Source organism: Acinetobacter populi, assembly GCF_002174125.1.
GTDB classification, from domain to species: Bacteria; Pseudomonadota; Gammaproteobacteria; order Pseudomonadales; family Moraxellaceae; genus Acinetobacter; species Acinetobacter populi.
This window is the reverse complement of record NZ_NEXX01000001.1, coordinates 1,020,446-1,034,050: the sequence shown is the minus strand read 5'-3', so window position 1 is coordinate 1,034,050 and position 13,605 is coordinate 1,020,446. Positions and strand designations below refer to the sequence as shown.

Here is a 13,605-nt window from a genome sequence, read left to right as displayed (position 1 = left end):
ACGATTTTCCTTATTCTTCATTAATATCTTCTGATAAAACAATGCCTTTTCCGATATAGCCTGTACCTAGGCGAATGGTTTCGCCTTTGTCATTACTTATGCCACGATAAATTTTTCCATCTGGTGTGGTAATTTTATATGGAAATCCTGAAATAGGGTTGCCTTGTGGATCCCGTATCACATACATTTCATCATACGGATCCTGTGGCATCGCATAATTTATGGTTTTTGGTCCTAGTAAATTATGTTTAGTTGCATATGCTGTCCATTCGCCTTTGGATCCTTGTTCAATGTTATCTGGTGTAATTTTGATGTAATTTCCTTGTACATTAAGCACAATTTCCTCCGCAGCCGAAATCTCAACTTTTTTCTTCTTGCTAATAATTTTTAGTACTTCATCTGCAATGATATCCATTGCATCTGTTTGTGCATGGATTTCTATCTTACCACTTGCTGCTATTAATTTTGCGCCAAGACTATGGGCAAATAATCCAATTCCTTTTGCAACGCTGGCTAATAGCTTTTTACCCGTTGCAATACTTAAATCTGCGCCACTAGTTAAGGTGATGTGTTCTTTGGCCGAAGTGTTTATATTTTGATCCGCCAACTGAGATATACTCTGTGGTGAAGATAGAATCATTTGTGGACTATCAATTTCTGGATATTTGTTTTTGTTTGCATCACCTTTAATAGACTGATAATCCTGTTTTAATCTAGTGATCGCTGTATCTGTAATATTACGGTCTTCCACACTATAATCTATAGCACTTTGAATATGGCTTTCCTGTTGATCGACAGCCGATTTCATCAATGTCGTGCTTTCATCAATATCCTTTACATAGCTCTCTGCATCGGGCTTACCATAGCTGGTCAGAATCAAACCTTTTTCTGCCCGAATTGCCCCATGCCCATCCGTTCTTAACTCAAAGCCTTCGCCACGGTAATCCGTCCTGCCACTCGCATCAGGTATGCGGGTGATATAGCCTAGATTCAATTCACTGGCTTGATGGTCACTTCTCAAATGAATCTGTACCTGTTCCGGGGTATCGTCCATCACCAATTGGTTGCTTTGCTGGCCTTGCAGCTCTTTTGATTTAATCCCCGATAATGCTTTTTGACTCGGTAATTCCCACAGTGGCATCTGCTCAGGATTGGTCAGTCGTCCCGCGACAAACGGCATATCCGGATCACCATTAAAAAAATCTACGATCACTTCCTGACCAATCCTTGGTAGATGAATCGTCCCGTAATTATTCCCCGCCCAGCCAGTCGATACTCTTAACCAGCAGGTATTGATATCTTTATGCTGTCCCATAGTTTCATCAGCATCCTGACGACCATAACGATCCCAGTGGAATTTCACTTTCACCCGACCATACTGATCGGTATAGATTTCTTCTCCCTCTGGACCAATTACTGTGGCTGTTTGTGGTCGACCATGTGGTTTCTCAAAGGTTCTATCCGGTCGAAGGGTCTGGTCTTCCGGCTGCACTAGAAACTCTACCTGTGCATCATAAAACTGGTTATTAGCCTTTTCTTCACTAATGTCCCTGATCAGGGTTTGTGTCCCTAATACCAACCATCCCCGATTACTGGCCGTGTTCGGGTGATTATTCAATGTGAATTTATAGCCAGTTTGCAAGCCTTTTAAGCGTCCTTTCCCTATTGCTCGATGGCCATGTTGATAATGGCTTTCTGACAATGTCGTTGCTTTGACCTGTCCGGCTTCACCATCGACAAAGTCACCTTGTTGCCATTCATATATTTCCTGTTCCGCATGGCGATGTTCCCACAGATATTGGTCAGTGCCCGTTTGTACCAGTTGTGGCTGTTTAAACTGATAATCACTTAAGCTTACTATGCCGCTCACCAGTTGCTGGGCGGGTTCAAACTGCTCGATATATTCGGCCTGTTGCGGGAAACGCTGGTTCGGTGGATAGATACTCAACTCACGATAGCCTACAGCTTCCATTTCGTTGTAAGCTGCATTATGGTCGGATAACACCAGTGTCAAGTGATCTCGGCTATGCTCAAAATGATAGTTGATGCCATGTTCCTGCATTAGGCGGCAGATAAAGTCATAATCCGTTTCGCCATACTGCACCTGAAAATCCAGAGCTGCATAATCCGTATGACAACGATAGTCCACCGGATAATGGTAGCGTTGCAAAACTTCTTCGATGATCTGTAATACATTTTTATTTTGATAGATTTTAAAATCTGTGCGTTTAGTCAGTAACCATAGCCAGGGTACCAGAGTGATTTTATACAAGGCATGGCGATTACGCACTGATAATGCTTCCACCCGATTGACCAAGCCCCGATAATATCTGGTTCCGCTCAGTTGATTCTGACTCGTTTGTTCGGTAGTCGCTTGTAAATTACCGCCCAATCCATTTAACAACGGAATGAGTCCGTCCAGTCGCATTTGTATGCCGACTTCTGTGCCAATCAAACTTTGTAAATTGAGATATGAAGCGGGACTTCCGCCTGTCGCTGCTTCCTGCGGTGATACATAACCTTCTAGTCCCCGATATCCATGTGCCGGATTAAGGTATTGATCGCGTACTTTAACAATCAGTTGATATTCAAATAATGCATTGATCTTTTCATGACCGGACAAGGCGTCAAACCAAAAGTAAGGGGTGCCATAATCACTTTCTGGCAAGGCTGTGCCGTATAGTTGGATTTGATGGTGCATTTTATATATGAAATTGATTTTAAAAATCAAAGAATAATGGATTTCTGAAGAAATGTGTGTTGTAGATTTTTTAATGCATTTGGTAAAGATATTATTAATAAGATTGTTGAAAACTATATTTTTAATTATGAATCACAACTTAATTATATAAATATTTATTTAAAAACATTATCTTAATTAAATGTTTTCTCACTAAGAAAATATGCTAAATTGTCACTGTTCCTTCATCCATGATCATATAAAACATAGTTATCGAGATGGCCTTGATTTTCAATGTAATTGATCTGTAAAAAATCATATGCTATACACCAGCCGATAATCAAACCAGATTTTAAGTCGGAGAATAAACGTATCGACGATATATAAAGATGTTTGGGCCGGCAATAAAACTGTTCTACGATTTCCAGTGTTCTGCTTTTCATCTCTGGATTAAAACGAGTTTTATATTTTTAATTTTCTACTTTTAGATAGCTGCCATCCGCATAGACTCCAAAGCCAAAACCACATTCTGCATCCATCTGATTTTGTGTCACCTTAATGCGTTCTCCTTGTGCATTGGCTGGTAGAAATTTTAACTGAATGATGCAATTTTCATGATGATATTCCGCCAAAGACGCATTTTTGGGCATGGTAATGCTAAATTCGCCCAGATTTGGCCCATAAATTAAACCATTCACACCCATTCTTAGACCATTAAAGTCAATCTGGTAAACATTCCCTTTGTTGGTGATTTCCAGGGTATTCCATTGCCCCTGTCCGGCATAACGGACATAAGTGCCTTGTTTGGATTTACTGGCTTGCACAGGCGGCAGTTGCTTTAGATTAAATTGACTTTTTGCCGACTCTGGTGTCAGTTCAAACCATGCGCGCGCCCAGCGCGGTTGTGCAAGTTTTGCATAGCTTAAGCCAACATTATTATAGGCAGTGGCAAGCTGCTCATCGCTAATTTTTTTTCCAGTGATATCGGTTTGGTAGAGGCAAAAATGTATCCATGCTGCCTGATCTAAAAAAGCATCGCGTGCTTTTTGATAATGCTTCTGCTGATAAAATTTTGCACCTTGCTGTGCATATTGTGTGAGTTTTTGACAGCCTGCCACAATGTCCTGTTCACTGCTGGCATGACTTTGGGAGAGGTGTCCTAAGCCTAATAAAATAAGGGTGAGATATTGTATTCTTTTTAACATTATTTTCCCCACGCGCTGTTTAAATGTTTTGCACTATTTTGGTTCAAATTATTGTGCACAAATTTTACTTTTATTGATCAATATTTGTATATGCAATGATGGGGATTTGTAAAGTCTTATAATTTTACATATAACCAAATGATTTATATTAAAAAAATAAAGTTGGCATAGAAATTGAATTTATACAGACAGTTTTAGATCGCTACAAAAATTCTTGACGGAGTCAAACATGATTAAGCAACGTATAATGCCACTGTCTTTTTTAGTCGCAGCAATGATGGGGAGTTTAACATTAGTTGGGTGTTCAAAGCCTGCTGAAAAAACAGAAGAAAAAGCTGCAACAGAAACGACTGCACCAGCGGCGAGTGGCGATACCATCAAAGTGGGTATCTTACATTCATTATCTGGCACCATGGCAATTTCAGAAACATCACTGAAAGATACAGCATTGATGACCATTAATGAAATCAATGCTGCGGGTGGTGTATTAGGTAAAAAACTAGAACCTGTGGTGGTGGATCCTGCCTCAGACTGGCCATTATTTGCCGAGCGTACCCGTCAATTATTAACACAGAATAAAGTCGATGTGATTTTTGGTTGCTGGACTTCCGTGTCACGTAAATCGGTTTTACCCGTGGTTGAAGAATTAAACGGTTTATTGTTCTATCCTGTACAGTATGAAGGGCAGGAACAGTCTAACAATATTTTCTATACTGGCGCTGCGCCAAACCAACAGGCAATTCCTGCGGTTGAATATTTAATGGGTGATGAAGGTGGCAAGGCAGAGCGCTTTGTATTATTGGGGACAGATTATGTTTACCCGCGTACCACCAATCAGATTTTACGTGCATTCCTGAAATCCAAAGGTGTAGCTGAAAAAGACATCATGGAAGAATACACGCCGTTTGGTCATAGTAACTATCAAACCATTGTGGCAAATATCAAGAAATTTGCTGCGGGTAAAAAGACTGCGGTGATTTCAACCATCAATGGTGACTCTAATGTGCCATTCTATCGTGAGCTGGGGAATCAGGGCATTAAGGCTTCTGATATTCCGGTGATGGCATTCTCTGTGGGTGAAGAAGAATTACGTGGTATTGATACCAAACCATTGGTGGGTCATCTGGCCGCGTGGAACTACTTCATGTCGGTTAAAAACCCAACCAATGCCAAATTTATTAAAGATTACAAACAGTTTGCTGTCGATTATAAACTTCCAAATGCCGATAAAGTGGTAACCAACGATCCAATGGAAGCGACTTATGTCGGTATCCATATGTGGAAACAAGCCGTTGAAAAAGCTGGTTCTACTGAGGTTGATAAAGTGCGTGAAGCCATGAAAGGTCAGACTTATGCTGCGCCATCAGGTTATACCCTGAAAATGGATGAAGAAAATCATCATTTATGGAAACCTGTAATGATTGGTCAGATTCGTGCCGATGGTCAGTTTGACGTTGTGTACAAAACACCAGAAGTGATTCGTGCAGAAAACTGGAGTCCATATATTCCTAAATAGTTTTGTAGCCCACCTGCTGCCCCTCTTGCGGCAGGTGATTTTTTTATTTTCCTTGCAACTCAAGCATCTTGGTCATTCCTGATATAAATAAATTCTGTCCCTGAATGATTAAGATGCCAAAACTCTAATATGCTTTATGAGGAGTGGCTTATTATGCAGCTCTCTACTTTGCTACACAGTATCGCAAGTCTATGTTTATTGATGCAGTTTGCCATGCAACCAGCATGGGCAGACAATACATCAATCAGTGCAGATTCTATTTTATCTACAAGCACAGAAAATAATTCCGAAGTCGTGTTATCTGCAACGCAGGGCGACGCAATTCAGCAATTTGTCAAAGGTGATTTTAATACCCGTCGTGCCATGTTGAATCAATGGCCGGGCAGTATTGAGCAGTTTGATCAACTGGTTGATTTAATTGATAAAAATGAACTGTATCAGGATGGTGCCGGTAATACCTATATTCTGAAAAATGATGAAAAACTATTCTCTTATCCTGGCAAACAGGAATTAAGTAGTTGGCCAAATGATTTGTCACAAGTGATTCTTGCCAATACATTGCGTCAGGCGTTGAGTTTTGGACAGGCCAAAGCAAAATTACAATCTGATGATGCCAAACAACGCTTGCAAGCGGTAAAAATTCTGGAATCCGATATAGGCGCGCTGGATAGCAAAACCATCAATGATTTATATCTAAAAGAACAAAATAATAAGGTGAAAGCTGCATTGGCACAGTTGAAGGCACGGATTGATTTTCAGTCTGAGGATGTCTTAACCAAAATTAATGCAGTGAAGGTACTTAAAGACAGTAATAGTCCCGATGTACTGGCAATGCTGCAAAGTGCTGCACAACAGAAAAATCTTAATCCCGATTTAAAAGCGGCCTTACAGGATGCACAAAGTAGCATTAAAACTCGGATTCAAGCCAGTGAGTGGACAGGGCATGTCTTTTCAGGTTTAAGTACGGCCAGTGTGTTATTGCTTGCCGCTTTAGGTCTGGCGATTACCTATGGTTTGCTCGGTGTGATTAATATGGCACATGGTGAGTTGATCATGATCGGTGCCTATACTACTTATGTGGTGCAAAGCCTGTTTAAAACCTATCTGGGTGATATGGTCAACTGGTATCTGGTGATTGCGATTCCTGCGGCATTTCTGGTTAGTGCAATTATCGGCATGATCATTGAGCGACTGGTGATTCGCCCTTTATATGGTCGTCAGCTTGAAACTTTACTTGCTACCTTTGGGGTAAGTTTGATTCTGATGCAACTGGTACGCATGATTTTTGGCGCACAAAATGTCGAAGTCTCCAATATTTCATGGTTGAGTGGGGCAATTGAAATTACCCCAAGTTTGATGTTGCCTTATAACCGTATTGCCATTATTGGCTTTACCGTGGTGGTGTTATTACTTCTGGTATTCTTGTTGAATAAAACCCGTTTCGGTCTATTTGTACGTGCGGTAACGCAAAATCGTCAAATGGCACGCGCCGTCGGGATTCGTTCAGCACGGATTGATATGCTGGCTTTTGGCTTAGGTTCGGGTCTTGCAGGTCTTGCAGGCTGTGCGTTGGCACAAATCGGTAATGTCGGACCAGATCTGGGACAACGCTATATTATTGATGCATTCCTAGTGGTTGTGGTCGGTGGTGTCGGTCAGGTCTGGGGCGCGGTATTGGCAGCGTTGGGGCTGGGCATCAGTGGTACTGTGCTGGAAATCGGCATGGGTGCTGTACTTGCCAAAATTATCCTGTTGGTTCTTGTGATTCTGTTTATTCAGAAACGTCCACAAGGTTTATTCGCCATTAAAGGTCGTTTTGTGGAGTAGACAGCATGAGTATGATACAACTTTTAGCCGATAAGCCACGTAGTGCAATTTTAATCGGTGTTTGTTTTGCGATTCTTTTGATCTTGCCGTGGTTTCATCTTTTACCACCCGATTCTGCCATGCATCTGTCTGCTTACTGGGTCACTCTGATTGGCAAAATCATGTGTCTGGCGATGGTGGCTTTGGCACTGGATTTGGTCTGGGGCTATGCGGGCATTTTAAGTCTGGGCCATGGTTTGTACTTTGCACTTGGTGGCTACGCATTTGGCATGTATTTGATGCGTCAAAGTGCAGGTGATGGTTTACCTGACTTTATGCGCTTTTTAAGCTGGACGGAAATGCCGTGGTATTGGGCTGGGACACAACATTTTTGGTGGGCAATTATTCTGGTGGTATTGGTACCGGGACTGGTGGCATTTATCTTTGGTTTCTTCGCCTTTCGTTCCAAAATTAAAGGCGTGTATTTTTCCATTATCACGCAAGCAATGGTTTTTGCCGCAGCGTTATTATTCTTCCGTAATGAAACAGGTTTTGGCGGTAATAATGGTTTTACCGGCTTTAAAACCATTTTAGGTTTTGATATTACCTCTGCATCGACTCGTGCTGTACTGTGTTTTGCGACAGCTTTAATTCTACTGCTGTGTTATATGGGGTTACGTCATTTGATGAATCAACCCTATGGACGGGTATTGGGCGCGATTCGTGACAGTGAAAACCGTTTGCAATATTTGGGCTATCGTACCTTGTGGTACAAACTTTCTGCATGGACATTGTCTGCGGTGATTGCCGGGATTGCCGGTGCATTATATGTACCGCAAGTGGGGATTATTAACCCAAGTGAAATGAACCCTGTCAATTCGATTGAAATGGCGGTCTGGGTTGCAGCGGGTGGACGTGGCACATTGATTGGTGCAATCCTTGGCGCAGGTGTCATTAATGGCGTGAAAACCTACTTTACTGTGGCTTATCCAGAAGCATGGCTATTGATTCTAGGTGCATTATTTGTGGTGGTGACCTTATTTTTACCGAAAGGCATTATTGGCATCTTTGACCGTTTTAAAAAGGAGGGCTAAGCAATGACAAGTATTACACACAGCCATACCGCACGCCCTGAACAAAATTCTATCGCACATTTGGCACAACAAGACGCATCGCAAGAACATGGTGGTCATGCCGCAGATGGTTATGGTCGCCCTAAAGAAGAGGGTGCGGATTTTACCCACGGTATCGCCCTTTATCTGGAAAAAGTCAGTGTTTGGTTCGATTCTTTCCGTGCCCTGAATGATTTATCACTCTATATTGATGAAGGCGAATTACGCTGTATTATTGGTCCCAATGGTGCCGGTAAAACCACCTTGATGGATGTGATTACCGGTAAAACCCGTCCCACCGAAGGTTCGGCATTTTTTGGACAAAATTACAATCTTGCCAAAATGACCACCGAACAAATTGCCGAGGCGGGGATTGGACGTAAATTCCAGAAACCCACGGTATTTGAAAATTTTACCGTGATGGAAAATCTATTACTGGCTGCGCCTCGGGATAAGCGTGTGGCAAAAAGCCTGTTTTCCAAACTTGATCCCGATGCGCAACTGGCATTAGACGAAACCTTAGTCCAGATCCGTTTACAGGAATTTGTTGGTAAGCAGGCAGGGTTATTGTCGCATGGCCAGAAGCAATGGCTGGAAATCGGCATGCTGTTAATGCAACGTCCAAAACTGATTTTACTAGATGAACCCGTGGCAGGCATGACGGATGCCGAAACCGAGCGTACCGCAGAACTTTGTCTGGAATTAAAGAAAAACCATACACTTGTGGTGGTGGAACACGACATGAGCTTTATTGATACCATCAGTGAAAAAGTCACCGTTCTGGCGCAAGGTGCAATCCTTGCTGAGGGCACATTGGCTGAAGTACAGGCCAATGAAGATGTGATTGAAAAATATCTGGGGCGTTAAGGAGAGCAGCATGTTAGAAATACGTGAAATTAACCAATATTATGGTGGTAGTCATATTCTGCGTGATGTCTCGCTGGATGCGCCTGTTGGCGAATGTTCGGTCATTTTGGGACGCAATGGTGTGGGTAAAACGACATTATTAAAATGCCTGATGGGAATTCTGCCAATTAAATCGGGACAAATTTTGCTCGATGGCAAGGATATTTCCAAAATGTCACCAGAACAGCGGGTGCGTGCGGGCTTAGGCTATGTACCGCAAGGGCGGGATATTTTTTCGACCTTGACCGTGGAAGAAAATATTTTGATTGGTATGGCAAAATTTTCCGGGGCGAAAACCCGTAAAGTGCCGGAGCATCTGTATGAAATTTTTCCGGTACTGGAAGAAATGAAACATCGCCGTGGTGGTGATCTTTCAGGTGGGCAACAACAACAATTGGCGATTGCCCGTGCACTGGCATCAGAACCCCGAGTATTGATTTTGGATGAGCCAACCGAAGGGATTCAGCCCTCAATTATCAAGGATATTGGACGAGTGATTCGTAAACTGGCAGATCAGGGCGATATGGCAATTGTACTGGTTGAACAGTTTTATGATTTTGCCGAAGAGCTGGCGGATAATTATACCGTGATGGCACGTGGTCAAGTGATTGCACAAGGGATTGGCAGTGAAATGCCAGAGAAAGGCATTAAGGAAATGGTGGCCATTTAAGCGTTGATTTTGCCTTTTCCCACGCCGAGGCAGTATTTTTGTGGTCATGACAGCATTGTGGTGTGCAATCTAGCACGCCATGATGTTGAAATATGACTCATCATAAGGGCTTGTCAGAATAGCCAATAATAAAATATCAACAGGCTGCTCATCTGAGGAAAAAAACACAGATTTTAGGATTGGTTCGGCATATGATACGCCTCAAGATTCGTGACTGAGTAAGTAACATGCCCATTGCATTTAAATTGGCTGGCTTTTATTTTTGCTATTATGCAATTGTGGGTACGTTTTTACCGTACTGGAGTCTGTATCTAGAACATGAGAATTTCAGCCATTTTGAAATTGGCTTACTGAGTACCATTGCTATTCTAACACGCTTTGTGGCGCCATTTGTATGGGGCTGGCTGGCAGATCGTACCGGCAAGCGTATGGTATGGATTCGGCTGGCAACGTTTGTCGAAGCCGGAGTATGGCTGACCATTTTTTTTATCTCTAAAAATTTTCAGACCATTGCCATCATTATGCTGATTTTTAGTTTCTTTCAGAATGCGATTCTGGCGCAATTTGAAGGCGTTACTTTATTCTGGCTCGGTGAGAAAAGACAGCAGTTATATGGCAAAGTGCGTAAATGGGGATCGATTGGTTTTATTGCCGGTGTGTTTATCATTGGGTTGATTTTGCAACATGTGTCGATCAGCATGTTGCCTATTTTATTGCTGGTCATCGCGATCTTTGCTTTTATCTGGTCATTTAGTATTGCTGAACCAGAAAATGCGCCCTCTGCACAGCAGCAATTAGAGCCAATATTACCGATTTTAAAACGGCCCGTGGTGGCAAGTTTTTTGGTGATTGAATTTATTCTATTATTTTCCCATGCACCGTTTTATAGCTTTTATAGCAATTATCTGCAACAGGCAGGCTATAACACCGCACAAATTGGTTTTTTATGGTCAACTGGTGTAGTGGCCGAAATTATCATGTTTGCCATTGCCAATTACTTTTTTCAGCGGTTTTCCTGGCGTAGTCTGATTATTTTGTGTCTGTTACTGACTGCGGTACGCTGGTTTATGGTGGGTTTATTTCCACAGTTTTTTGTCTTGCAATTTTTGGCGCAGTGTATTCATGCCTTTAGTTTTGGTCTATTTCATTTAATTGCCATGCGGATTATTTTTCAGAATTTTAGTGCCAGACAACAGGGGCGGGGGCAGGCATTATATAGCATGATGTGGGGCTTGGGTGTCGCTTCTGGTAGTGTTTTGGCTGGGCGATATTGGGATATGCTGTCCGGTGAGATCATTTTCATGCTCGCAGGGTTGGCCAGTTTACTTGGATTATTCTGGGTTATGGGATTACCCAAAACCATTCAAAAGGCGGGATAGAATAGATAGGTTTGATGGATCCAAGATGTCTTATTTATTTGATCAGGTTTTTTAATTTTTCCAGATCGAGGACATGAATTTGATGATATCGAACCTTAACGATTCCTTGTTGTGCCAGAATAGAAAGTTCTTTATTGATATTCTTTCTTGATGTATTGAGCAATTCGGCAAAATTTTCCTGACTCAGTTTGATCTGAATTTTAATGTCGGAATCAAGCTGTAATGAAAAAAACTCGACTAAATAAATTAATTCTCGGGCAAGTCTTATTTGCAAAGGTTGGGTCGATTGATAATAGGAATCAAAATAATGTAAGTGCGAGCGATTACAAATCAGCTGGAAAATAACATAAAGGGCTTTTGGATTATGTTCAAGAATATCTAAGAATAGATTGCCTGGTATCATTGCGACAATAGTTGGTTCATGACTAATATGGTCATGTCCAAAATACTGATGGGTCACGACGGGCACAATATTGGTTAATAATCCAGCAGGCAGGAATTTATAAATATGATGTTTCCCTTCCGGGGTTGTCCATGCTGTCCTAATGATCCCTTTTAGAATGATGGTAACTTCATGACAGGTCTGATTGGCTGTATAAATATAATGTCCTGCCGGATAATGTACAATTTTTAAATGTTGATAAATTTTTTGTTTTTCTTCTTCGCTACATAATTGAAAAAATTTATATTCGGAGAGCTGCTCAATTGCAAGTTGATAATAATCAGTAATTATCTTATTGCTAGCGTATTTTGGCGTCTGGTTCTGAGCAATTTTGTCAGGAGAAATACCGATATCTTGCGAAGATGGATAATTAAAAATATTCATATATAACCATCCTTACGCATGTATTTGGGAACCATGATTTAATAGCATGAGATCAGTTCATAATATCGTTTGTTGCCTAAAAATTCTAACGTAAATAGGTGGGGGTATAATGCATAAAAATGACTTAACTTATATACGAAAAAGAAATCATCATCGACGAAGATTCAGAAACAAATAACAATTTTTTGGTTAACAAAGCTGTTTAATTCAAGGCATATATTTTTTATTACTATCTAAATCATGAAATGCTAAAACATCTGGGGCAAATGCTACAGATTAGTTCTTGGCATATCATTTAAATTGGCCGCCATGGCGTCATCAGTATTCTATTGCTTGTATATGAAGGATATCACATGACTGCAAAATATCATGGGGGATGTGGCAATGAAAAATATAATCCGATTTTATTCATCAGTGATGATATTGGTACTACTGCTGTGCTCGCAGGCACTTTTTGCCCAAGCGCCAAAAGTAATTCGCATTGCTTCACCGGATGTCAGTGCCGGTAGCAAGAGCGCAGGTGGTGGTGTGGTGGATGTGCTTTATGTGAATCAATGGTTGGAGAAAGCGTTTGCCAAACAAAACATCAAAATAGAATGGTTGTTTTTTAAAGGTGCAGGGCCAGCAATTAATGAAGCCCTTGCAAATAACCAAGTTGATTTTGCTTTTTTAGGTGATTTTCCTTTGATTATTGGTAAAGCAGGTGGACTTGATACACAGCTATTGGTTGCCTCAGGTCGTGGTGGCACCAATTATCTGGCTGTGCGTTCAGACCTAAATATCAAAAATTTATCTGAACTTAAGGGGAAACGTGTTGGTCTGTTACGTGGCACGGCAGATGAGTTGGGCTTTATTAATGCATTAAATAGTCAGGGTTTAAGCATCAAGGATATTCGCATTGTTAATCTGGATTTTAATGCGGTTAATGCAGCTTTAGTCGCTAAAAAAATTGATGCATCATGGGGGCCTGCACGATTTTTTGCTTTACGCGATAAAGGTATTGTTAAGTTACCAGTCAATAGTAACCAACTTAATGGCGCAGGTTCGGGTCAGGGTGGATTTATTGGCCATCGTGCATTTATCGAAGCACATTCCGCAGAAACGCAGCAAGTCGTCAATCAGGTTATTCGAGCCGCACATTGGTTATCACAGGAACAAAATAGAGTACCTCAAATTGCTTTGTTTTTTACTCAGGCCTCCTATCCAGCTTCTATTTATGCCCAGGCTTTACAAGGAACAAATCTAAAATTTGCCTATTCGCCATTATTTGATCCATATTATGTAAACCAATTACAGAATAAAATTAAGCTGGCCAAACAACAAAACTTAATTCGCCAGAATATTGAGGTCAATACCTGGATTAATCAAAAATTTTTAAATAATGCCTTGAATCAACTGAAACTTAAAGATTATTGGCAACCCACTTCGCAATATCAATCTCGTATCCAGAAATGATATTCACTACATAATGCAGATAAATTGTAAAAATTAAGATTGAGGATTTG

Annotated in this window: 10 protein-coding genes; 7 read left to right on the top strand and 3 right to left on the bottom strand. The window is 41.2% G+C overall.

From position 1 onward, the window contains the following. Positions 1-10 precede the first annotated feature (10 nt). On the bottom strand, positions 11-2,701 hold the full coding sequence (locus tag CAP51_RS04795) for a type VI secretion system Vgr family protein (RefSeq protein ID WP_087619588.1): 2,691 nt from the start codon (positions 2,699-2,701) through the stop codon (positions 11-13). A gap of 449 nt (positions 2,702-3,150) precedes the next feature. Continuing rightward, entirely contained in the window at positions 3,151-3,885 is a 735-nt protein-coding gene (locus CAP51_RS04790; protein WP_087619587.1) for a hypothetical protein, read from the bottom strand. A 229-nt stretch (positions 3,886-4,114) separates the two neighbouring features. Between CAP51_RS04790 and urtA the strand changes: the two genes are divergently transcribed. From urtA to CAP51_RS04760, 6 genes are all read left to right on the top strand, one after another. Next, positions 4,115-5,401: an urea ABC transporter substrate-binding protein gene (gene urtA, locus CAP51_RS04785; protein WP_087619586.1), complete on the top strand. Its 1,287-nt coding sequence runs from the start codon at positions 4,115-4,117 to the stop codon at positions 5,399-5,401. Between the two features lie 153 nt (positions 5,402-5,554). Then, complete coding sequence (gene urtB, locus CAP51_RS04780; RefSeq protein WP_171294725.1) at positions 5,555-7,228, top strand: urea ABC transporter permease subunit UrtB; 1,674 nt, start codon at positions 5,555-5,557, stop codon at positions 7,226-7,228. A gap of 5 nt (positions 7,229-7,233) precedes the next feature. Continuing rightward, complete coding sequence (gene urtC, locus CAP51_RS04775) at positions 7,234-8,301, top strand: urea ABC transporter permease subunit UrtC (protein ID WP_087619585.1); 1,068 nt, start codon at positions 7,234-7,236, stop codon at positions 8,299-8,301. 3 nt (positions 8,302-8,304) lie between these two features. After that, positions 8,305-9,186 carry an urea ABC transporter ATP-binding protein UrtD gene (gene urtD, locus CAP51_RS04770; protein WP_245809070.1) on the top strand — a complete coding sequence of 294 codons (882 nt, stop codon included), beginning with the start codon at positions 8,305-8,307 and terminating at the stop codon, positions 9,184-9,186. 10 nt (positions 9,187-9,196) lie between these two features. Then, entirely contained in the window at positions 9,197-9,895 is a 699-nt protein-coding gene (gene urtE / locus CAP51_RS04765) for an urea ABC transporter ATP-binding subunit UrtE (protein WP_087619584.1), read from the top strand. A gap of 227 nt (positions 9,896-10,122) precedes the next feature. Next, complete coding sequence (locus CAP51_RS04760) at positions 10,123-11,274, top strand: MFS transporter (protein ID WP_087619583.1); 1,152 nt, start codon at positions 10,123-10,125, stop codon at positions 11,272-11,274. 34 nt (positions 11,275-11,308) lie between these two features. On the opposite strand, the gene CAP51_RS04755 is transcribed toward CAP51_RS04760, so the two are convergent. Further along, positions 11,309-12,100: a Crp/Fnr family transcriptional regulator gene (locus tag CAP51_RS04755; protein WP_087619582.1), complete on the bottom strand. Its 792-nt coding sequence runs from the start codon at positions 12,098-12,100 to the stop codon at positions 11,309-11,311. Positions 12,101-12,484: 384 nt separating this feature from the next. On the opposite strand from CAP51_RS04755, the gene CAP51_RS04750 reads away from it, so the two are divergent. Further along, positions 12,485-13,555, top strand: coding sequence for an ABC transporter substrate-binding protein (locus CAP51_RS04750; RefSeq protein WP_087619889.1), 1,071 nt, complete (start codon positions 12,485-12,487; stop codon positions 13,553-13,555). Positions 13,556-13,605 lie beyond the last annotated feature (50 nt).

Bases quoted from the DNA above. Each gene is read 5' to 3' on its own strand.
- urtD (WP_245809070.1), top strand. From the start codon at position 8,305: ATGACAAGTATTACACACAGCCATACCGCACGCCCTGAACAAAATTCT.
- CAP51_RS04750 (WP_087619889.1), top strand. From the start codon at position 12,485: ATGAAAAATATAATCCGATTTTATTCATCAGTGATGATATTGGTACTA.
- urtE (WP_087619584.1), top strand. From the start codon at position 9,197: ATGTTAGAAATACGTGAAATTAACCAATATTATGGTGGTAGTCATATT.
- CAP51_RS04755 (WP_087619582.1), bottom strand. From the start codon at position 12,100: ATGAATATTTTTAATTATCCATCTTCGCAAGATATCGGTATTTCTCCT.
- CAP51_RS04760 (WP_087619583.1), top strand. From the start codon at position 10,123: ATGCCCATTGCATTTAAATTGGCTGGCTTTTATTTTTGCTATTATGCA.
- urtC (WP_087619585.1), top strand. From the start codon at position 7,234: ATGAGTATGATACAACTTTTAGCCGATAAGCCACGTAGTGCAATTTTA.
- urtA (WP_087619586.1), top strand. From the start codon at position 4,115: ATGATTAAGCAACGTATAATGCCACTGTCTTTTTTAGTCGCAGCAATG.
- CAP51_RS04790 (WP_087619587.1), bottom strand. From the start codon at position 3,885: ATGTTAAAAAGAATACAATATCTCACCCTTATTTTATTAGGCTTAGGA.
- urtB (WP_171294725.1), top strand. From the start codon at position 5,555: ATGCAGCTCTCTACTTTGCTACACAGTATCGCAAGTCTATGTTTATTG.
- CAP51_RS04795 (WP_087619588.1), bottom strand. From the start codon at position 2,701: ATGCACCATCAAATCCAACTATACGGCACAGCCTTGCCAGAAAGTGAT.